Here is a 19,789-nt window from a genome sequence, read left to right on the forward strand (position 1 = left end):
ACCCGATGCGGGGCGGGTGCGGGGCCGGACCATTCGGCGCGCCCCGCCTTTCTGATCCGCAATTGCCGCATTTGCCATCTTTCCCATCAGCGCTCGCGGCACACCTGCGAGTGCTTTCTTCCGGTTTCATCGCCGCTCGTCCTTCCGATGACCAACGCTAACGTCACCGCTCCTCCGTTCATCGCCGTCGTGCCGGCCCGGCTCGCCTCGACGCGTCTGCCCAACAAGCCGCTCGCCGACATCGGCGGCAAGCCGATGGTAGTGCGGGTCGCCGAACGCGCGCGCGAATCGGGCGCGCAGCAGGTGCTGATCGCCTCCGACGCGCAAGCGGTGCTGGATGTGGCCCGCGAGCACGGTTTCGAAGCCGTGCTGACGCGCGCCGATCATCCGTCGGGCACCGACCGTCTCGCGGAAGTGGCGGCGCAGTTCGGCTGGAGCGACGACACGATCGTGGTGAACGTTCAGGGCGACGAGCCGCTGATCGACCCGGCGCTCGTGTGCCGCGTGGCGTCGCACCTCGCTTCGAGCCACGGTTGCGCGATCGCCACCGCCGCGCATCCGATCACCGACCCCGCGGAAATTTTCAATCCGAACGTGGTCAAGGTCGTGCTCGACGCGCGCGGCATCGCGCTGTACTTCTCGCGCGCGCCGATTCCGTGGGCACGCGACGCGTATCAGCCGCATTGGCCCGACGTGGCGTCAATGCCCACGCCACCGGCCCCCGCAGTCGTCCATCGGCATATCGGCCTGTACGCGTATCGCGCCCAATTCCTGCGCACCTATCCGAGTCTCCCGATCTCGCCAATCGAGCAGGTCGAAGCGCTCGAACAACTGCGTGCGATGTGGCACGGCGAGCGAATCGCGGTGCTCGTCACTCAGAATGCGCCGCTGCCCGGCGTCGACACGCCCGCCGATCTCGCGCGCGTGCAGGCTTTATTCAGGGCTTGAGCGTAAAAACCCATGGCATAATCAGACGGATGTGCGCACCTCCCATTAGGAGCGAGCGTCAGGGTTTGCCCCGGTCGCGCCGTTTTTGTCTTGCAGCGCCGTCATTTTCAACGTGCTGCGCGAGACGCGAAACGGCAGCCGATGCGGTTCCCTCGACGAATCGTGGGATGGCTGCAGCGCCGCCAAAGAATTCACATAGATCTGGAGATATCACATGCGTTTGATCCTTTTGGGTGCGCCCGGCGCGGGTAAGGGCACTCAAGCCACCTTCATCAAGGAAAAGTTCGGCATTCCGCAAATTTCCACCGGTGACATGCTGCGCGCTGCGGTTAAGGCAGGCACGCCGCTCGGCCTTGAAGCCAAGCGCTTCATGGATGCCGGTGAACTGGTCACGGACGAGCTGATCATCAACCTGGTGAAGGAACGCCTGCAGCAGCCGGATTGCGCAAACGGTTACCTGTTCGACGGTTTCCCGCGCACCATTCCGCAAGCTGAAGCCATGAAGCAGGCGGGTGTCGCGATCGATTACGTGCTGGAAATCGACGTGCCGTTCGACGAGATCGTTGTGCGCATGAGCGGCCGCCGCTCGCACGCGGCGTCGGGCCGTACGTACCACGTCAAGTTCAACCCGCCGAAGGTTGACGGTATCGACGACGTGACCGGCGAACCGCTGATCCAGCGCGACGACGACAAGGAAGAAACGGTCAAGAAGCGCCTCGACGTGTACGTTGCGCAAACCAAGCCGCTGATCGAGTACTACAACAACTGGGCGCAAAACGGCGACCCGTCGACCCCGCTGCAGGCGCCGCAATATCGCCGCATTTTGGGCCTCGGCACGGTCGACGAAATTCGCAACCGCGCGTTCGATGCGTTGAAGTAATCTCGCCTCTGCGTTTGCCGCTCGAAAAACCCGCCCATTCCGGCGGGTTTTTTGTTGCTCGCCACGTGGCGTGGCGTCCTCTTTCCCATGATCTCCGTTGTCCGCCAGCCTCGCATTAATTAGCCATCCGTAGCAGTTTGGCGGCGCTGTTGGTCTCCGGCAGGCGCCCCGTGCGGCCAGTTCCCCACTTCGCTTTCCGCATTGCAGCATAGCCGTTACAATCGATCATCGAGAAAATATTCGATCGAGACATTACTGAACTGAAGCAAAGGAGAAGACATGGAGATTCGTGACAACGTATTCCTGATCACCGGCGGTGCATCGGGCCTCGGCGCGGCCACCGCGCGCCTTTTCGTCGAGAACGGCGGCAAGGTGGTGCTCGCCGACCTGAATGTCGACGCAGGTGAGGCGCTCGCGAAGGAACTCGGCGGCATATTCGTCAAATGCGACGTGAGCCGCGAAGACGACGCCACGCAAGCCGTCGAAGCCGCCACGAAGCTCGGCACGCTGCGCGGCCTCATCAATTGCGCGGGCGTTGCGCCCGCCATCAAGACGGTCGGCAAGGATGGCCCGCATCCGCTCGAGTCGTTCGCGCGCACCATCTCCATCAATCTGATCGGCACCTTCAACATGATCCGGCTCGCCGCCGCGGCGATGTCGAAGAACGAGCCGAATGCGAATGGCGAGCGTGGCGTGATCATCAACACGGCATCGGTGGCTGCGTTTGATGGCCAGATCGGCCAGGCCGCTTATGCTGCGTCCAAGAGCGGCGTGGTCGGGATGACATTGCCGATCGCACGCGACCTGTCGCGCAACGCGATCCGTGTGATGACGATTGCACCGGGCATCTTCGAAACGCCCATGCTGCTCGGCATGCCGCAGGAAGTGCAGGACGCGCTCGGTGCAATGGTGCCGTTCCCGCCGCGCCTCGGCAAACCGGCAGAGTACGCGATGCTGGCCAAGCAAATCTTCGACAATCCAATGCTCAATGGCGAAGTGATTCGTCTGGACGGTGCGATCCGGATGCAGCCGAAGTAACGATGTATCCAGCGCGCCGCTTGACGCGGCCGCGCCAATGAAAAACGCCTGCGCATGAGTCATGTGCAGGCGTTCTGTTTTGACCGGCAGGCTGGAAGCGCTCTTAGTCGCGGTCGTCGTACTGGGTGCGTTGACGCAGTTCATGCAACTGCGACTCCACCACCGTCGCGTCCTCCGCATCCGGCCGGTCACCGAGATATCGTTCGAGATCCTCGAGCGCCGGGCGCAGGTAATCGAGCCGCGCATAGGCGAAACCGCGATCGCGCACTTCTTCGATACTGTCCGGCAACAGGATCACGAGACGCTGCTGCACCGCCAACAGACGCTGCCAGCGTTCCGTCTGAAGATAAGTCGACTTCAGATTGCGCAGCATGCGAGCGATGATCTCGCGGCGCGTTGCCGGTTGCAGCAATATGCGCAACGCCCGGCTCACCGACTCGCCCGCCGACGCCACATACGGCTCCAGCATGTCCACCATCTGCGATTCGGACAGCGAATGCCCGTTGATCGGATCGAGCATCACGTCGCCATCCGGTGTTGTCACGCGCAACAGGAAGTGGCCCGGAAACGACACGCCGCGCGCCGGAATGCCGATCTGCTCGGCCATCTCCAGATACAGCACCGCCAGCGAAATCGGAATACCGCGGCGCCGCTTGAGCACCGCATTCAGATGGCTGTTGTCGGGATCGTAATAATCATTGAGGTTGCTGGCGAAACCCAGCTCGCGGAAGAAGAACCGGTTCAGAATGCCGACCTTCTGCCTAATGTCGGCATCGTCCGGCATGCGGCGCTGCAAACGCACGACCAACTCGTCGATCTCGGCCAGGGTGCCTTGCAAATCGAGATCCGGATAAGCGTCCTGCGCGAGCGAGAGCGCCGCCTCGGTCAGCGGCAGGCTGTCATCTTCGGCAACCAGCGTACTGAAATAGTCGAGAACTCGCGTCATCGTGATCACTTCACTCGCCTTTTGAAATACGCGTACTTGAAGCCCATCAGCCAAAGCATACCGAAATATAGCGCGGCAAACAGAACGAGGCACGCCCCCAGCAACACGATGCGGTCGACCGGCCGATCATGCATGCCGATCCAGTCGAAGCTGATCGCGAGCCAATGCATCGTGCCGGCCAGCACCAGACAGGCGCCGAACAGCTGCACGAAGAACTTCAGCCAGCCGCTCGACGGCATATAGATGCCGCGCTTGCGCAAGCCGAGAAACAGGAACAGCGCATTGACGCAAGCGCCGAGCCCGACGCTCAGCGTGAGGCCAGCATGCGCGAAAATCGGCACGAACAGGTAATTGCTCATCTGCGTGACGATCAGCACGCCGACGCCGATCTTCACCGGCGTCTTGATGTCCTGCTTGGCGTAAAAACCGGGCGCGAGGATCTTGATGAGAATCAGGCCGATCAGGCCGATGCCGTAGGCCGACAGCGCGCGGCCGACCATCACCACCGAGTTGCCGTCGAACTTGCCGTAGTGAAACAGTGTCGCGGTGAGCGGCTGCGCAAAGAAGAACAGCGCTACCGCGCTCGGTGCGGCCAGCAGGAAAGTGACGCGCAGCCCCCAGTCGAGGAGCGACGAATACTCGTGCGGATCCGCGTCCACGTGCGCCTTTGACAGGCTCGGCAGCAGGATCGTGCCGAGCGCGACGCCGAGCAGCGCGGTCGGGAACTCCATCAGCCGGTCGGCGTAATTGATCCAGGAGACGGCACCCGGACCGATGCGCGACGCAATGTTGGTGTTGATGATCAGGCTGATCTGTGCGACCGACACGGCGAACATCGCCGGCACCATCTTCGACAGCACGCGCTTTACGCCGCGGTGCGCGAGCGCCTTCAGCGGATTCAGGCCGATGCGCGGCAGCATGTCGATCTTCTTCAGACCCGGCAGTTGCACGATGAATTGCAGCACGCCGCCGGCGATCACCGCCCACGCGAGTGCATAAACCGGCGTATGCAGGCGCGGCGCGACGAACACCGCCGCGACGATAAAGGCGACGTTCAGCAGGACTGGGGCGAACGCGGGCAGCGAGAAGTTTTTGTACGTATTCAGCACGCCGGACGCCAGCGACGTCAGCGAGATGAAAATGATGTACGGGAACATGATGCGCGTCATCGTGACCGCGAGCGCATACGCCTGGCCTTCGTGCGCGAGCCCTGAGGCGACGACGAACACCACGCCCGACGCCCCCACCACGCCGATCAACGAAAGAATGGCGAGCGCCCAGGCAAGCACGGTCGAGGTGGCGTCGACGAGTGCTTTGGTGGCGTCGTGTCCTTGCTGGTTCTTGAACTCGGCCAGAATCGGCACGAAGGCCTGCGAGAACGCACCCTCGGCGGAAATGCGGCGCAGCAGGTTCGGAATGCGGAAGGCGACGTAAAACGCGTCAGTATATTGACTGGCGCCGAACGCACGAGCGATCAGCGTTTCGCGGGCCAGTCCGGTCACGCGCGACAGCAGCGTGAAGCCGCTGACCGTCAGCAGGGCTCGGAATAGATTCATGGGGCGCTTATTATACGGGTGCCGCAGGTGCGGACGACGAGCCGGAACGCGAATCGGACCGATTTGCGCCGCAGACGTTCGTCCGGATGAGCGGATCGAGCCGTTTTTTGTTGCTTGCCGCACGCCTTGCGTGCCGAGCCCGCCGCCGGCTCGCCCGTTGTGTGGTCGCCGGCCCGCCCGCCCCTTCCCCGTTGGCTTACGGAATCCTGGATCTTGCGTGGCAGCCCGGCACATCAGGATTGGCGATTCCCCGTTGCCACGTGCCTGATTTTGTTGCTATAATCGCCGGTTTCGAAGCTCGCTCAATTTTCGGACGGGGTTCAGGCACGCTCGCAGTACACGAGTGCGAGCAGCGCTCGAGCCGTATTGAAGCGCCAACCAGCCTCGAAAAACACCGGAACACGGGCCCGCCTTCGCGTAGTCCGATCGATTTTTTCGAATTATTTCGACACTTTTGCGCTCTTGGGCAATCGCTTCCAAGAGTTCGATCTAAAAGCAGCACCTCACCACTTGAAGGTCAGGTACTGGAAACAGGAACAGGATAAGGAACCGTCATGGCTAACTCCGCACAAGCACGCAAGCGCGCCCGCCAGGCCGCCAAGGCAAACTCGCACAACTCGGCACTGCGCTCGAAGTTCCGCACGGCTATCAAGGCTGTCCGCAAGGCAATCGAAGCCGGCGACAAAGCTAAGGCCGTTGAGATCTTCCAGGCATCGTCGAAGACCATCGACATCATCGCCGACAAGAAAATCGTTCACAAGAACAAGGCAGCTCGCAACAAGAGCCGTCTGGCTGCAGCCCTCAAGGGTCTGCAAGCGCCCGCAGCGCAGTAAATTCGGTCAGCCCGCTTCGGTGGGCTACCTCCTGTTTCCGCTGCAACAGAAAGGCTCGCTTCGGCGGGCTTTTTTGCTTGGCACCGACTGATCCGCCCTGTACCGCGCGGCTCGTCGAGCACGTAATTGACGGACTTGCTCACCGAGGCCTCGACCTCAGTCATAAAAAAACCCGCTACTTGCGGGTTTTTTCGTTTGCCGATCCGGTTGGCTTGCGCTATAGCACATGTCTTTTGGCTTGCGGCGTGGCATGTTCAAGCTGCAACTCGCATGCCTCGGTCACAAGAAGGTCATTGTCTTTCGCGAAGTTGAGAACGAAATCGAAGGCCATCGGCTCGATGTCGCGCAAGCGCGAATCGAGAATCACGCATTTGAGGTCGCCGATCATAGTAGGCCGGACGTACAACGAGTATTGCAGATAAGCGTTCGGCCCCTTGCCGCCCGGGCTGGGACCGAAGCATGCCATTACGCCTGCGAGCCGCTCCGACCAATCACTCGGCCGAAATTTTTTCCCGGTCGACGTGATGCCCTGAATGAAATATTCGGTTGGAGCTGCTTCGGCCATGTAGGAATACCTGTGTGACTGCCCAGCGGATGACGGCAAAGCTGACTGCAAAGCGGCTTTGGGATGCCTGAACACGTCGACCACGCCTGAATGGCGGGCTGCGCCGCCAGAAACCGCGAAGGGCCGCACAAGCCGCCTCGGCGCTCATCATGACGGCGCACCGCGAGGAAACTTTCCGGAGCGCGCGAGCCGTGTCCCGCAAGCTCAATACCGGCCTGCTGGGCTTAAGGATAACCGGCAGATTATAGCGCAGCGGACCTTTTTCCGCAGCGCACACAAGACTAGTCTGACGGTTGCGAAAGGCTTTCAGACAGCTTGCCCGGCCTTTTGGCCGACTCGTCAAACCGGGCGAAATCCTTTATGCTGCATTGAGTTACCACAAACGACGGCGGCGCCGTCCGGCAATCCTGCCGGGTGAGACCGCCGTATTTGTTTCATGACCGCCAAGAAAATTCGCCACTACCTGCAGTTCAAGGATTTCTCGCTGGAAGACTACGAGTACGTGCTGGAACGCGCGCGCATTCTGAAACGCAAATTCAAGAACTACGAGACCTACCACCCGCTGCACGACCGCACGCTGGCCATGATCTTCGAGAAAAACTCGACGCGCACGCGCCTGTCGTTCGAAGCCGGCATCTTCCAGCTGGGCGGCCACGCCGTCTTCATGAGCACGCGCGACACGCAGCTCGGCCGCGGCGAACCGATCGAAGATGCAGCGCAAGTGATCTCGCGCATGGTCGACATCATCATGATCCGCACGTTCGGCCAGGACATACTCGAGCGCTTCGCCGAGAATTCGCGCGTGCCGGTGATCAACGGGCTGACCAACGAATATCACCCGTGCCAGGTGCTGGCGGACATCTTCACGTACTTCGAGCATCGCGGTCCGATTCGCGACAAAACGGTCGCGTGGGTCGGCGACGCGAACAACATGCTGTACACATGGATCGAAGCCGCCCAGATTCTCGGTTTCAATCTGCGCCTGTCCACGCCGCCGGGCTACAAGCTCGACCGCGCCATGGTCGCCGCTGAAAGCGCACCGTTCTATCAGGAATTCGACGACCCGAACGAAGCCTGCAAGGGCGCCGATCTGGTCACCACGGACGTGTGGACCAGCATGGGCTTCGAGGCCGAAAACGAAGCCCGCAAGAAAGCCTTCGCGGACTGGTGCGTAGACACCGACATGATGGCGCGCGCCAATTCTGATGCATTGTTCATGCATTGCCTGCCTGCCCACCGCGGCGAGGAAGTCAGCGCGGACGTGATCGACGGCCCGCAAAGCGTCGTGTGGGACGAAGCGGAAAATCGTCTGCACGTGCAAAAGGCGTTGATGGAATATCTGCTGCTCGGCAAGCTCAATCACTGAGCGAGCCGCTACACAGCATCTGTGTGAAGCGCGACGGGGCCTCGAATACGAGGCTAAGCATCCACGTTTAGCACCACGCATCGAGCCGGCGTCCGCAGTTGCAAGCGAACCCGGCTCGCCCACCGCACTGTTCCAAAAACGCGGGCAAGCGGCGGTTTAGTGTCAAAATAGTGGTTTTCCGCGCTCCGGAACCGCCGGCGCGCCTTGTTTTCCAGCTTTCTCCAGCTACGAGTTCACCATGAGCGATATCAAGAAAGTCGTGCTCGCCTATTCGGGCGGCCTCGACACCTCCGTCATCCTGAAGTGGTTGCAGGACAACTACGACGCCGAAGTCGTCACGTTTACGGCCGACATCGGCCAAGGCGAAGAGCTGGAACCGGCGCGCAAAAAGGCCCTGCAACTCGGCATCAAGCAGGAAAACATCTTCATTGAAGACCTGCGCGAAGAATTCGTGCGCGACTACGTGTTCCCGATGTTCCGCGCCAACACGATCTATGAAGGCGAGTACCTGCTGGGCACGTCGATCGCGCGTCCGCTGATCGCCAAGCGTCAGATCGAAATCGCCCGCGCAACCGGCGCGCAAGCGGTCTCGCACGGCGCAACCGGCAAGGGCAACGACCAGGTTCGCTTCGAACTCGGTTACTACGCGCTGGAACCGGGCATCAAGGTGATCGCACCGTGGCGCGAATGGGATCTGCTGTCGCGCGAAAAGCTGCTCGCGTACGCTGAAAAGGCCGGCATTCCGATCGAAATGAAGCACAAGCAAGGCGGCGCGCCGTATTCGATGGACGCCAACTTGCTGCACATCTCGTTCGAAGGCCGTCACCTGGAAGACCCGAAGGCCGAGGCCGAAGCCGATATGTGGCGTTGGACGGTGTCGCCGGAACAGGCGCCCGATCAGGCTGAATACCTCGACATCGAGTACGAGCACGGCGACCCGGTCGCGATCAACGGCAAGCGCCTGTCGGCGGCTGAAATGCTGACCGAATTGAACCGTTTGGGCGGCAAGCACGGCATCGGCCGTCTGGATCTGGTGGAAAACCGTTACGTCGGCATGAAGTCGCGCGGCTGCTATGAAACGCCGGGCGGCACGATCATGCTGAAGGCGCACCGCGGCATCGAGTCGATCACGCTCGACCGCGAAGTGGCCCACCTGAAAGACGACCTGATGGCGCGTTACGCTGCGCTGATTTACAACGGCTACTGGTGGAGCCCGGAGCGCCGCGCAATCCAGGTGCTGATCGACCATACGCAAGAGAAGGTCAACGGCTGGGTGCGTGTGAAGCTGTACAAGGGCAGCGTGTCGGTTGTCGCGCGCGATTCGAAGGAAACGCTGTTCGACAAGACCATCGCTACGTTCGACGACGACGGCGGCGCTTACAATCAGGCCGACGCTGGTGGATTCATCAAGCTGAACGCGCTGCGTATGCGGATTGCTGAAAATGCACGTCGTCAGCGGAGCTGAGGACGTGCATTTCGATGAAGGCTAACTTCGCGTTAGCGAAGTTAAGCGCCGCAAGGCGCGGCCGACACTGAAGCGCACATGCGAAAAAGGCGCCGGGAGAAAACTCCCGGCGCCTTTTTTCATTGCAAGCCCCTTACGCGGTCACAAACAAACCGGCTCCGCTTCCAACTCCACCCCAAACCGCGCCAGCACATCCCGCTGAACCGCCTTTGCGAGCGCCAGCACCTCCGCTCCGCTCGCCCCACCGAGATTCACCAGCACCAGCGCCTGCCGCTCATGCACGGCCGCGGCGCCCATCGCGCGGCCTTTCCAGCCACATCGATCGATCAACCAGCCCGCCGCGAGCTTCACCCGGCCGTCCGCTTGAAGGTAAGACACGACCTCGGGCTCCTTAACCTTCAGCGCCTCGAACTGCGTTGCCTCCACGACCGGATTCTTGAAGAAACTTCCGGCGTTACCCAGCTGAAGCGGATCAGGCAGCTTGGCGCGCCGCACCGCGACTACCGCGTCGAAAATCGCCTGCGCACTCGGCGCTGCATCGGCATGGCCACCCGCAGCCAGTTCACGCGCGATGTCCGCATACCCAGCGCGCGGCTGCCACATCTTCGGCAAACGGAAAGTGACCGAAGTAATCACAAAACGGTCGCGCCCTTCCCGCTTGAAAAAACTGTCGCGATAGCCGAATCGGCAAGCGTCGGCATCGAGCTCGACTACGGCGCCCGTTTCCAGCTCAACCGCCCGCAGCGACGCAAACCGCTCGCACATCTCCAGCCCATACGCGCCGATGTTCTGAATCGGCGCCGCCCCCACCGTGCCGGGAATCAGCGCGAGGTTCTCCAACCCCGGCAGCCCTTGCGACAAAGTCCATGCGACAAAGTCATGCCACTGTTCGCCGGCTGCCGCCTCGACGTACCATGCGTCGTCGTCCTCGCGCACGACGCGGCGGCCTTGCAGCGCCACCAGCAGCACCAGTCCGGCGAAGTCGTCCGTCAGCACGACATTGCTGCCGCCGCCCAGCACCAGCCGCGGCAAGCCGGTGGCACGCGGGTCGCGCACGGCAGCCATCAGTTGCGCTTCGCGCTCGATCCGGCATGCGAATCGCGCGCGAACATCGAAACCGAAGGTGTTATGCGTCTTCAGCGGATAGCCGGCAATGAACGCGGCGGAGTCGGATTGAGACATCAGAATGAGAAGTATGGAACGCCGAACGAAACGACATCTGGCCCCCGGCCGCGCGACAATGCGCGGCGGCCTTAGGCAAAAGGGAGTGGCGTCGGTAAAATGACGCCAGGTTCGTGATTATAGCGAGTGCCCCGTGAGCAGCCGACCGGCCGCGCCACGCACCGCAGCACTATTGGGAGAAAACAATGCCATCGTTTGACGTCGTCTGCGAAGCGGACATGATCGAAGTCAAGAACGCGATCGAGCAGTCCAACAAAGAAATTTCAACCCGCTTCGACTTCAAAGGGTCGGACGCGCGCGTCGAGCACAAGGAAAGCGAAATCACGGCCTACGCCGATGACGATTTCAAGCTCGGCCAGGTCAAAGACGTCCTGCTGTCGAAAATGGCCAAGCGCAATGTGGACGTGCGTTTTCTCGACTACGGCAAGATCGAGAAGATCGGCGGCGACAAGGTCAAGCAGGTCATCAAGATCAAGAAAGGCGTGTCCGGCGATCTGTCGAAGAAAATCGTGCGCCTCGTGAAGGACAGCAAGATCAAAGTGCAGGCGAGCATTCAGGGTGACGCGGTGCGCATCACCGGAGGCAAGCGCGACGATCTGCAAAGTGTGATCGCAATGCTGCGCAAGGACGTGACCGATACGCCGCTCGACTTCAACAACTTCCGCGACTGAACGCGCGTCACGTGCGGTACCGGGCGCGTATTGACGCTCGGCAATAGGCGTGCGTTGAGGCTCGGCAACGGACGCATGTTGAACACTCTCGGCAACGGGCCGCGTTAAGGCTCACTACGGAGCGCTTAGCTGCGTTGAGCCTCAGCACAGGCGCATGTTGAACGCTCGGCAACGGGCCACGAGGGACTCAACACCCGGCACGGGTTGAACGCTCAGCACACAGGCGGTGCGCCTCCAGTGCGCACCCCGTGAACGAACTAAGGCACGCCAGCTAACACCCGGCCGGGCACCCCGCCCGCGCTCAAGGTTCGTTACCGCCCGCCGCGCTAGCCGCTGCGTCGGTTTTCTTCTTGTCGCCGATGCGGCTTTCCTGGCCGCGCATCAGCTTGGCAATATTGCCGCGGTGGCGCCATACCAGCAGCGAACTCATCACGACAATCGCCAGCGCGATGATATGCGGCCCGAACAGAAAGCCGTCGAAGAGCGGCGCGAATACCGCCGCGGCCAAAGCCGCCAGCGAAGAATAGCGCGTGAAGAACGCCACGATCAGCCACGTCAGCAAGGTGGCGATGCCGAGGATCGGGTTGATCGCGATCAGCACGCCCGCTGCGGTCGCCACGCCCTTGCCGCCCTTGAACCGGAAGAAGATCGGATACAGGTGACCGAGAAACACGGCAACGGACGCAATCGCAACCGACGTATCGTCGAGGCCGTAATGCGCGCCGAAGTGCACCACGAACCACACCGGCAGCCAGCCTTTGAAGGCGTCGCCGATCAGGGTGAGTATCGCGGCCTTCTTGCTGCCACTGCGCAGCACGTTCGTGGCGCCCGGGTTGCCCGAGCCGTACGAGCGCGGGTCGTCCAGCCCCATCGCGGCGCTCACGATCACGGCAAACGACACCGAGCCGATCAGGTAGGCAACGACAGCAACGATCAGGTTTTGCATCTGGGACTCATATAAGGATCGGCGGTCTGATACTCGATACTCCAACCGCAACAGGGAACAAGGCGGCGCACATTCTACCGAACCCACCTGCCCGGAAAACATTCAGGCAAACGTCAATCGACGCTCGCACACTGAACCGGCTTCGCCGCCAGCACGTCGACCAATACCTTGGGTTCGATGCTGACCAGAAAACCACGCCGGCCGCCGTTCAGCCAGATCTTGTCCATCTCGAGGATGCTCGACTCGACGTACACCGGCATCTGCTTGCGCGTTCCGAACGGCGACGTGCCGCCGATCAGATAGCCGGAATGCCGGTTCGCCACCTCGGGCTTGCACGGCTCGACGCGTTTCGCGCCGATCTGCCGCGCCAGATTCTTGGTGCTGACGGTGCGGTCGCCGTGCATCAGTACGATCAGCGGCTTGGCGTGCTCGTCTTCCATCACGAGCGTCTTGACGACATGATGTTCATCCACGCCGAGTTGGCGCGCCGATTCTTCAGTGCCGCCGTGCTCGACGTAATCGTAAGGATGTTCGCCGAAAGCGACGCCATGACGGCGCAGAAACTGCGTAGCGGGCGTTTCGGAGACGTGTCTGGATTTGCTCATCGGCGCATTGTAATGGCGAGTTTGCACAACGGCTATTTGCCGAACGGCCAATTGTGCGGGTCCGGTGATTGTGGCACGATCGTTCGCAAATCTTCCGGCGCATGGCATACCGAGCACCGAATCGCTTTGCAACTATCTTGCATGGGACCAGAGTAACGCGCTGAAGCGCGAACTCTGGTCGACAAAGGAGACAGCGTTGAACCTCGATTCATCCACCCGTTCCACGATCGACATTCCGGCGCTGCTGGCCGCCCTTCCCGCGCGTATTGCCGAAATCCCGGTGCTCGCCGCCGCGCGCGATCCGCAGCACGTCGCCTTGATCGAGGATGCGCGCCGCCTCACCAATGCGCAACTTCTGGAAGCCGTCGATGCCGCCGCCGCGCTGCTGGGCGAATGGGGCGTGCGTGGCGGCGATCGCGTGATGATCGTGGCCGAGAACAGCATCGTGCAGATCGTGCTGCTGTTCGCGACCGCGAAACTCGATGCGTGGGCGCTGATGTCGAATGCACGCCTGTCCGCCGCCGAACTCGACGCGATCCGTGCGCACGCGCAGCCTCGAGTGGTCGCGTATGCGGTCGAAAGCTCCGCGGATGCCCAACAGCATGCGCAGCGGCATCAAGCCGTCACGGCGCCTGTCATCACGCCGGATATCGGTGCCCGGTCGTACACGATCGACACCCACGCAAAAGCCGAACCGGTCGAAGCCGCCAATCACCGCCAATGTGCCGCGCTGATCTACACCACGGGAACTACAGGCGCGCCGAAAGGCGTGATGCTGTCGCATCGCAATCTGCTCTTCATCGCGACCGTGTCGAGCCGCTTACGCAAAGTCGGTCCGGACGATGTCGTGTACGCCGTTCTGCCGATCTCGCACGCGTACGGCTTTGCCTCGGTTTGTCTCGGCAGCCTGCACGCCGGCGCGACCTTGCGCCTCGCGCCGCGTTTCGCGCCGGAAGCGGTGCGTCGCGCGCTCGCCGAAGAGCGCGTGTCCATCTTCCAGGGCGTGCCGGCCATGCACGCCAAACTGCTCGAACATTTGCAAACGCACGGCCACGCGTGGTCCGCGCCGCACATGCGCTTCGCCTATTCGGGCGGCTCGCCGCTCGACGCCGCGCTGAAGGCGCACGTCGAAAGCGTCTACGGCCTCCCGCTGCACAACGGCTACGGCATGACCGAGAGCAGCCCGACCGTCTCGCACACCATGCTCGATGCGCCGCGCAGCGATTGCTCGGTCGGCGAGGTCATTCCCGGCGTCGACGTGCGGTTCGTCGGACTCGATGGTGTGGATGCCGCGCCGGGCGAAATCGGCGAACTATGGGTGCGGGGCCCGAACGTGATGCTTGGCTACTACCGCAACCTGGAGCAGACCCGTGCTGCTGTCACCGAAGACGGCTGGCTCAAGACCGGCGACCTCGCACGGCAGGACGCGGACGGTGCGTTGCATATCGTCGGGCGCAGCAAGGAGTTGATCATTCGCTCGGGCTTCAATGTGTATCCGTCGGAAGTCGAGCATGTGTTGAATGCGCATCCGCAGGTGGTGCAGTCGGCGGTGATCGGGCGCGCCGTGGAGGGTAACGAGGAAGTGGTCGCGTTCGTCGAATTGATCGCGGGCGCGAAGGTGTCTCCGGCTGAACTGATCGCGTGGTGCGGCGAGCGCCTTGCGCCGTACAAGCGCCCTGCCGAAGTAAAGGTGCTGGCTGCGCTGCCGGCTGCGTCGACAGGCAAGATTCTCAAGCACCGGTTGCGCGAGTTCGTCTAACGCCGTGGTTATGGCCGTGGCCGAGGCAAAGACGGCGACTGCGGTGGCGGCCGTGGCTTTGGTGGCGGTCGCATTAATCGCTACCAGCCGCAGCAACGGCAAGCGCATCGCCCCGCGCAGCCGCTAACGAGCCTCACCCCCGCGGATGATGCTGCGCATGCAGCGACTTCAGCCGTTCGCGGGCCACGTGCGTATAGATCTGCGTGGTCGAGATATCCGTATGACCGAGCAGCAATTGCACGACGCGCAGATCGGCGCCATGGTTCAGCAGGTGCGTCGCGAACGCGTGCCGCAGCGTATGCGGTGAGAGCGGCGCATGCACATCGGCCGCTGTCGCGTGGCGCTTGATGATGTTCCAGAATTGCTGGCGGGTCATGCCCTCCGCGCGGCTCGTGACGAACAGCGCATCCGTCGCGCGCGCCCCCAGCAAAGCAGGACGCGCTTCGCGCAGATAGCGTTCGATCCAGCCGTGCGCCTCTTCGCCGAACGGAATCAGGCGCTCTTTCGAGCCCTTGCCCATCACGCGCACTACGCCTTCGTTCAGGCCCACTTCCACCGTCTTCAGCGTGACGAGTTCGGTGACACGCAAACCGCTGGCGTACATCAACTCCAGCATGGTGCGGTCGCGCAGGCCCAAGGGCGTGTCGATATCCGGCGCGCCGAGCAGTGCTTCGACTTGCGCTTCGGTGAGCGTCGACGGAAAACGCGGCGGTTGCTTGGCTGAACGGATGCGTACCGTCGGATCAACCTTCGTGCGATGTTCGCGCACCGCCCAGCCGTAGTAGCGGCGAAATACCGAGAGCCGCCGGTTTGCCGAGGTGGATTTGTCTTTCTGGCGCGCCGCGCTATAGGCGTTGAGGTCGGCCTCGCTGGCGGTGTCTAGCGACGTCTTGCGGGTTTGCACGAGCCATTCGCAGAACAGCCGCAAATCGCGCCGGTACGCATCGAGCGTGTTGCGCGACAAGCCGTGCTCGAGCCACAACGCGTCGCAGAACGCATCGATCGAAGCCGAGCTCGCCACAAACAAAGGTGACGCGGCGGGCGCGTCTTCAGTCACGGTGTCGCTCATGCGCAAGAAATGCCTTCATGCGCCAGAAGCCAGCGTTTGACGTTGCGAAAGAAACCATCTCCGGCATGATGCGCGAATCCGCCGATGCCGCTCGAACTGACCACCCGATGACACGGAATCACGATCGGGAAGTAATTCGCACCGCACGCCTGGCCGACCGCTCGCGGGACACTACCGAGTTGCCTCGCCAGTTGCCCATAGGTCAGCACGACACCCGGCGGGATGTCGCTGATCGCTTGCCACACGCGCCGCTGAAATGCGGTGCCGACCGCGGCCAGCGGCAATTCGAACTTCGCGGACGCACGCTCGAAATAACGCTCGATCTGCTCGACGGCCTGCCTCGCCAGCAGCGTGTCCGGCGCGACGCTCTGCACCGACTCCGGCAGATAGACGATTTCGCGCACGGCCTCGCCTTCGAGGCGGATGCCGATCTTGCCGAACGGTGCATCGATCACTGCGTTGAACATGGTTGCTTGCTCCGTGATTGCCGCTACTTTACGCCGCTTCCAACGCCCATTCCACATGCTCGCGCACCACGGCGGAGGGGTCTTCGACGCGTAACTTCAGCGCGTCAACAATCGCCTTGCGCGCATCCGCACTCAAACTTTCCGACGAGGCCCGCAGCGCATTACCCATCCCCACCGCCAGATTGCGCAGCCAGCTCTCATAGCCAATGCGGCGAATCGCACTCCCCTGCATGCGCGTATCGAACTCCTCCGCGCTCCATGCAAACAGCTCGACCAGCGTCGCGCGATCGAGCCCGTGCCGCACGTCAAAATCGGCGACCGGCGCGACCTGCGCAAACTTGTTCCAGGGACATACGAGCTGGCAATCGTCGCAGCCATACACACGATTACCGATCAGCGGCCGCATTTCCAGGGGAATATTGCCCTTCAATTCGATCGTCAGATACGAAATACAGAGACGTGCATCGACCTTATAGGGCGCCACAATCGCACCCGTCGGGCATGCGCCGATGCAGCGCGTGCAACTGCCGCAATGCGAGCCCGGCGTTTCGGGCGCATCGTCGGGCGACGTCTCGGCATCGGTGGGCAACGGCACGTCGACGTAGATTTCGCCGAGAAAAAACAGCGAACCGGCATCGCGCTGCAGCAGCAGCGTGTGTTTGCCGCGCCAGCCGATCCCTGCCTTCTGGGCGAGCTCCACCTCAAGCACCGGCGCCGAATCGGTAAATACGCGGTAGCCGAACGCGCCGATTGCCGCCTCGATTTTCTCGGCCAACTGTTGCAGACGGTTACGCATTACCTTGTGATAATCGCGGCCCCGCGCATAGATCGACACCACCGCTGCCGATGGGTCCGCGAGCCGCGCATGCTCGGCTGCGCGCCAGTCTTGCGGTGCGCGCGGCGTGTCCTGCAAAGGGCTTTCGTGCGCCTTTCCACTCAATGTCTGAGCAGGCAAATAGTCGATGCGTGCGGTAATCACACGTCGCGTGCCGGCCACAAGCTCGGCGGGGCGCGCGCGTTTCATACCATGTTTCGCCATATAATCCATCTCGCCGTGGCAACCCGCGTCCAGCCATGCTGCAAGCGGCGCTTCGGCAGCGGAGAGATCGGTGTCGCTGATACCGATCGCCCCGAAACCCAGTTCACGGCCCCACGTTTTGATGTTGAGCGCGAGCGCATTCAGCGCCGCTTCATCGAAATGACGCTCGGCACGCGCATCGTCGTTAGACGCAGGCGTGCAGGAAACAGGGGACTCCGGACTTCGGTTCATCACTCCATTTTACGAGAATGCCCGTCAATCCCGATCTCGCGATCCAACCGCCCGCCAATGTCCTGCTCGAACGCTCCTTCGCGCTCGCGGACGAGGCCGCCACCAACGCATTCGGCGAGCGCTTTGCACGGGCAATCGAAAGCGTGCGCGGGGCGATGCAAAAAGCGCAACAAAACCCGCTGCAAAAAGCGCAGCAACCCGCGCCGGGCACTGACGATAATCAGGCATTCCACGGCCTGCAAGTACAACTCGTCGGCGACCTTGGCGCCGGCAAAACCACGCTCGTGCGCGCGACCTTGCGCGGCCTCGGCCACACCGGCCGCGTGCGCAGTCCCACTTACACACTCGTCGAACCCTACGTGCTCGAGCGGCCCGCTGGGGAACTCGCGCTCTATCACTTCGATCTGTACAGATTCACCGACCCGGCCGAATGGGCCGACGCGGGCTTTCGCGAGTACTTCGACAGCGGCGCCATTTGCCTCGTCGAATGGCCGGAGCGCGCCGGGCGTCTCCTTGGCGTGCCGGATCTCGTCTTCGCGCTCGACCTGGACCACGAGGGCGACGGCCGGGTACTCACTGCACGGGCATACAGCGAATCAGGAAAGGCATGTCTCGAAAGATGTTGATCAAACCGTTCCGCTCGATCGAATCGGCGGCTACCGCAACGCATAACTGGCGGCGCCGGCAGATTCTGCGCGCGGGCGCGTCCACGCTGGTGCTCGGCCTTGTCGCTCCGCGTCTCGCGTGGGCGAGCTCGGTGCTGGGCGTGCGGGTCTGGCCGGCGCGCGATTACACGCGCGTGACGATCGAGTCGGATCAGCCTTTGCAGAACACGCAGCAATTGCTGCAGGGCCCGGACCGGCTGGTGGTCGATCTGAGCGGCCTCGATCTCGATCAGGCGCTGAAGGATCTGGTATCGAAGATTACGCCGAACGATCCGCAGATTCAGTCGGTGCGCGTCGGCCAATATCAGCCGCACGTCGTGCGGATGGTGTTCGATCTGAAGGGCTCGGTGAAACCGCAGGTGTTCACGCTGCCGCCGGTCGGCGCGTACAAATACCGGCTCGTGTTCGACCTGTACCCCGCCGTCGCGCCCGATCCGCTGATGGACCTGCTCGCGCAGACCGAGCGCAAGCAGCAAACGCTGGAGGAAAACAACGCACCGCCCGCCACGCTAAGCGGCCCGGGCACCACGCCGCCCACTGCCGACAACAGCGAAGCCTTCTTCGAGCGTTATGCGCAGAACGGCAGCGGCGGGACGGCGCCGGGCGTGCCGCGTCCGCCGGTGCATATCGCGCCGACACCTGCTCCGCCCATCCTCGGCAAGCCCGCAACGCCGACGGCGCCGATTGCACCCATTGCGCCGCCCACCGCGATCGCCCGCAACAAGGGTGGCACCAGTGGCAGCAACCTTGGTGGCGATGACAGCGAAGGCGACGATAGCTACGCCTTCACCAATCCGAAAACCGGCAAGAGCAACACGGTGCGCCTGCTCACCGTCGCGATCGATCCGGGTCACGGCGGCGAGGACCCGGGCGCGATCGGCGGCTCGGGCACCTACGAGAAGCACGTCGCACTCGACATCGCGAAGAAGCTGCGCGCGAAGATCGATGCACAGCCGAACATGCGCGCCATGATGACGCGCGACGCCGACTTCTTCGTGCCGCTGAACGTGCGCGTGCAGAAGGCGCGGCGCGTGGGCGCGGACCTGTTCGTGTCGATCCACGCGGACGCGTTCACCACGCCCGACGCGAAAGGCTCGTCCGTATTCGCCTTGTCGGAGCATGGCGCGTCGAGCGCCGCGGCGCGCTGGATGGCGAACAAGGAGAACTCGTCGGATCAGATCGGCGGGATCAACATCAAGTCCGCCGACGCCACCGTCAACCGCGCATTGTTCGATATGTCGACCACCGCGCAGATCCGCGATTCGATGCGCTACGGCAACTTCGTGCTGAACGAGATCGGCGGCATCAACAAGCTGCACAAAGGTTCGGTCGAACAGGCCGGGTTTGCTGTGCTGAAGGCGCCGGACATTCCGTCGATCCTCGTGGAGACAGCCTTCATTAGCAACCCGGACGAGGAGCGCCGCCTGAACGACGACGCGTATCGGGAGAAGATGGCCGATGCGATCATGACTGGCATCAAGCGCTATTTCGCAGCGAATCCGCCGTTGGCGAAGAACCGCATGACCTGACGCCGCCCTGCATGCCACATGCGTCACGC

At 62.4% G+C, this 19,789-nt stretch carries 19 protein-coding genes; 10 read left to right on the forward strand and 9 right to left on the reverse strand.

Translation table 11 applies throughout. The features are described 5' to 3' along the window. Nucleotides 1–147: 147 nt before the first annotated feature. The 3 genes from kdsB to GNZ13_RS06510 all read left to right on the forward strand — a co-directional run bounded on the left by kdsB (nt 148) and on the right by GNZ13_RS06510 (nt 2,866). Nucleotides 148–948 (forward strand): 3-deoxy-manno-octulosonate cytidylyltransferase, encoded by an 801-nt coding sequence (gene kdsB, locus GNZ13_RS06500; protein WP_172161565.1) that lies wholly within the window; start codon nt 148–150, stop codon nt 946–948. A gap of 214 nt (nt 949–1,162) precedes the next feature. Beyond that, a complete protein-coding gene (gene adk, locus GNZ13_RS06505; protein ID WP_172161567.1) occupies nt 1,163–1,828 on the forward strand; it encodes an adenylate kinase in 666 nt (221 codons plus the stop codon). Between the two features lie 279 nt (nt 1,829–2,107). Beyond that, nucleotides 2,108–2,866, forward strand: coding sequence for a 3-hydroxyacyl-CoA dehydrogenase (locus tag GNZ13_RS06510; protein ID WP_172161569.1), 759 nt, complete (start codon nt 2,108–2,110; stop codon nt 2,864–2,866). A 103-nt stretch (nt 2,867–2,969) separates the two neighbouring features. Here the strand turns inward: GNZ13_RS06510 and GNZ13_RS06515 are convergent, their stop codons facing one another. Beyond that, nucleotides 2,970–3,812: a SirB1 family protein gene (locus tag GNZ13_RS06515; protein ID WP_172161790.1), complete on the reverse strand. Its 843-nt coding sequence runs from the start codon at nt 3,810–3,812 to the stop codon at nt 2,970–2,972. A gap of 5 nt (nt 3,813–3,817) precedes the next feature. Further along, the gene (gene murJ / locus GNZ13_RS06520) at nt 3,818–5,368 is read right to left on the reverse strand and encodes a murein biosynthesis integral membrane protein MurJ (RefSeq protein ID WP_172161571.1); all 1,551 of its coding nucleotides are present in this window, start codon (nt 5,366–5,368) and stop codon (nt 3,818–3,820) included. A 554-nt stretch (nt 5,369–5,922) separates the two neighbouring features. Between murJ and rpsT the strand changes: the two genes are divergently transcribed. Further along, the gene (gene rpsT / locus GNZ13_RS06525; protein ID WP_054034306.1) at nt 5,923–6,201 is read left to right on the forward strand and encodes a 30S ribosomal protein S20; all 279 of its coding nucleotides are present in this window, start codon (nt 5,923–5,925) and stop codon (nt 6,199–6,201) included. A gap of 217 nt (nt 6,202–6,418) precedes the next feature. On the opposite strand, the gene GNZ13_RS06530 is transcribed toward rpsT, so the two are convergent. Continuing rightward, the gene (locus GNZ13_RS06530) at nt 6,419–6,766 is read right to left on the reverse strand and encodes a DUF3579 domain-containing protein (RefSeq protein WP_172161792.1); all 348 of its coding nucleotides are present in this window, start codon (nt 6,764–6,766) and stop codon (nt 6,419–6,421) included. A gap of 436 nt (nt 6,767–7,202) precedes the next feature. On the opposite strand from GNZ13_RS06530, the gene argF reads away from it, so the two are divergent. Further along, entirely contained in the window at nt 7,203–8,132 is a 930-nt protein-coding gene (gene argF, locus GNZ13_RS06535) for an ornithine carbamoyltransferase (protein WP_172161573.1), read from the forward strand. A 238-nt stretch (nt 8,133–8,370) separates the two neighbouring features. Further along, the gene (locus GNZ13_RS06540; protein WP_172161575.1) at nt 8,371–9,597 is read left to right on the forward strand and encodes an argininosuccinate synthase; all 1,227 of its coding nucleotides are present in this window, start codon (nt 8,371–8,373) and stop codon (nt 9,595–9,597) included. 141 nt (nt 9,598–9,738) lie between these two features. Here GNZ13_RS06540 and murB read toward each other — a convergent pair whose 3' ends face one another. Then, entirely contained in the window at nt 9,739–10,779 is a 1,041-nt protein-coding gene (gene murB, locus GNZ13_RS06545) for a UDP-N-acetylmuramate dehydrogenase (RefSeq protein WP_172161577.1), read from the reverse strand. Nucleotides 10,780–10,964: 185 nt separating this feature from the next. Between murB and GNZ13_RS06550 the strand changes: the two genes are divergently transcribed. Beyond that, nucleotides 10,965–11,450: a YajQ family cyclic di-GMP-binding protein gene (locus GNZ13_RS06550; protein ID WP_028197943.1), complete on the forward strand. Its 486-nt coding sequence runs from the start codon at nt 10,965–10,967 to the stop codon at nt 11,448–11,450. A gap of 301 nt (nt 11,451–11,751) precedes the next feature. On the opposite strand, the gene plsY is transcribed toward GNZ13_RS06550, so the two are convergent. Together plsY and ybaK are read right to left on the reverse strand one after the other, a co-directional pair. Beyond that, nucleotides 11,752–12,396, reverse strand: coding sequence for a glycerol-3-phosphate 1-O-acyltransferase PlsY (gene plsY, locus GNZ13_RS06555; RefSeq protein WP_172161579.1), 645 nt, complete (start codon nt 12,394–12,396; stop codon nt 11,752–11,754). 113 nt (nt 12,397–12,509) lie between these two features. Then, a complete protein-coding gene (ybaK, locus tag GNZ13_RS06560; RefSeq protein ID WP_172161581.1) occupies nt 12,510–13,001 on the reverse strand; it encodes a Cys-tRNA(Pro) deacylase in 492 nt (163 codons plus the stop codon). Between the two features lie 196 nt (nt 13,002–13,197). Between ybaK and GNZ13_RS06565 the strand changes: the two genes are divergently transcribed. Further along, entirely contained in the window at nt 13,198–14,760 is a 1,563-nt protein-coding gene (locus GNZ13_RS06565; protein ID WP_172161583.1) for a class I adenylate-forming enzyme family protein, read from the forward strand. Between the two features lie 133 nt (nt 14,761–14,893). On the opposite strand, the gene xerD is transcribed toward GNZ13_RS06565, so the two are convergent. The 3 genes from xerD to queG are packed head-to-tail and all read right to left on the reverse strand — an operon-like array spanning nt 14,894 to nt 17,566. Beyond that, complete coding sequence (gene xerD, locus GNZ13_RS06570; RefSeq protein WP_172161585.1) at nt 14,894–15,829, reverse strand: site-specific tyrosine recombinase XerD; 936 nt, start codon at nt 15,827–15,829, stop codon at nt 14,894–14,896. Next, nucleotides 15,826–16,296, reverse strand: a complete 471-nt coding sequence (locus GNZ13_RS06575) for a methylated-DNA--[protein]-cysteine S-methyltransferase (RefSeq protein WP_172161587.1) — start codon at nt 16,294–16,296, stop codon at nt 15,826–15,828. Before GNZ13_RS06575 ends, xerD begins: the two co-directional genes overlap by 4 nt. Nucleotides 16,297–16,324: 28 nt before the next feature. After that, the gene (queG, locus tag GNZ13_RS06580) at nt 16,325–17,566 is read right to left on the reverse strand and encodes a tRNA epoxyqueuosine(34) reductase QueG (protein ID WP_172161589.1); all 1,242 of its coding nucleotides are present in this window, start codon (nt 17,564–17,566) and stop codon (nt 16,325–16,327) included. A gap of 17 nt (nt 17,567–17,583) precedes the next feature. Here queG and tsaE point away from each other — a divergent pair, with 17 nt between their 5' ends. Then, entirely contained in the window at nt 17,584–18,192 is a 609-nt protein-coding gene (gene tsaE, locus GNZ13_RS06585) for a tRNA (adenosine(37)-N6)-threonylcarbamoyltransferase complex ATPase subunit type 1 TsaE (RefSeq protein WP_172161591.1), read from the forward strand. Next, the gene (locus GNZ13_RS06590; protein WP_172161594.1) at nt 18,174–19,760 is read left to right on the forward strand and encodes an N-acetylmuramoyl-L-alanine amidase; all 1,587 of its coding nucleotides are present in this window, start codon (nt 18,174–18,176) and stop codon (nt 19,758–19,760) included. The genes tsaE and GNZ13_RS06590 overlap by 19 nt, the downstream gene beginning before the upstream one ends. Nucleotides 19,761–19,789 lie beyond the last annotated feature (29 nt).

It is taken from the genome of Paraburkholderia elongata, from assembly GCF_013177735.1.
Lineage (GTDB): Bacteria > Pseudomonadota > Gammaproteobacteria > Burkholderiales > Burkholderiaceae > Paraburkholderia > Paraburkholderia elongata.

What these genes read in the sequence shown, in the direction of transcription:
- argF (WP_172161573.1), top strand. Translation starts at nt 7,203, where the DNA reads ATGACCGCCAAGAAAATTCGCCACTACCTGCAGTTCAAGGATTTCTCG.
- GNZ13_RS06510 (WP_172161569.1), top strand. Translation starts at nt 2,108, where the DNA reads ATGGAGATTCGTGACAACGTATTCCTGATCACCGGCGGTGCATCGGGC.
- adk (WP_172161567.1), top strand. Translation starts at nt 1,163, where the DNA reads ATGCGTTTGATCCTTTTGGGTGCGCCCGGCGCGGGTAAGGGCACTCAA.
- xerD (WP_172161585.1), bottom strand. Translation starts at nt 15,829, where the DNA reads ATGAGCGACACCGTGACTGAAGACGCGCCCGCCGCGTCACCTTTGTTT.
- tsaE (WP_172161591.1), top strand. Translation starts at nt 17,584, where the DNA reads ATGCCCGTCAATCCCGATCTCGCGATCCAACCGCCCGCCAATGTCCTG.
- GNZ13_RS06590 (WP_172161594.1), top strand. Translation starts at nt 18,174, where the DNA reads ATGTCTCGAAAGATGTTGATCAAACCGTTCCGCTCGATCGAATCGGCG.
- kdsB (WP_172161565.1), top strand. Translation starts at nt 148, where the DNA reads ATGACCAACGCTAACGTCACCGCTCCTCCGTTCATCGCCGTCGTGCCG.
- murB (WP_172161577.1), bottom strand. Translation starts at nt 10,779, where the DNA reads ATGTCTCAATCCGACTCCGCCGCGTTCATTGCCGGCTATCCGCTGAAG.
- queG (WP_172161589.1), bottom strand. Translation starts at nt 17,566, where the DNA reads ATGAACCGAAGTCCGGAGTCCCCTGTTTCCTGCACGCCTGCGTCTAAC.
- GNZ13_RS06540 (WP_172161575.1), top strand. Translation starts at nt 8,371, where the DNA reads ATGAGCGATATCAAGAAAGTCGTGCTCGCCTATTCGGGCGGCCTCGAC.
- GNZ13_RS06515 (WP_172161790.1), bottom strand. Translation starts at nt 3,812, where the DNA reads ATGACGCGAGTTCTCGACTATTTCAGTACGCTGGTTGCCGAAGATGAC.
- plsY (WP_172161579.1), bottom strand. Translation starts at nt 12,396, where the DNA reads ATGCAAAACCTGATCGTTGCTGTCGTTGCCTACCTGATCGGCTCGGTG.
- rpsT (WP_054034306.1), top strand. Translation starts at nt 5,923, where the DNA reads ATGGCTAACTCCGCACAAGCACGCAAGCGCGCCCGCCAGGCCGCCAAG.
- GNZ13_RS06530 (WP_172161792.1), bottom strand. Translation starts at nt 6,766, where the DNA reads ATGGCCGAAGCAGCTCCAACCGAATATTTCATTCAGGGCATCACGTCG.
- ybaK (WP_172161581.1), bottom strand. Translation starts at nt 13,001, where the DNA reads ATGAGCAAATCCAGACACGTCTCCGAAACGCCCGCTACGCAGTTTCTG.
- GNZ13_RS06550 (WP_028197943.1), top strand. Translation starts at nt 10,965, where the DNA reads ATGCCATCGTTTGACGTCGTCTGCGAAGCGGACATGATCGAAGTCAAG.
- GNZ13_RS06575 (WP_172161587.1), bottom strand. Translation starts at nt 16,296, where the DNA reads ATGTTCAACGCAGTGATCGATGCACCGTTCGGCAAGATCGGCATCCGC.
- murJ (WP_172161571.1), bottom strand. Translation starts at nt 5,368, where the DNA reads ATGAATCTATTCCGAGCCCTGCTGACGGTCAGCGGCTTCACGCTGCTG.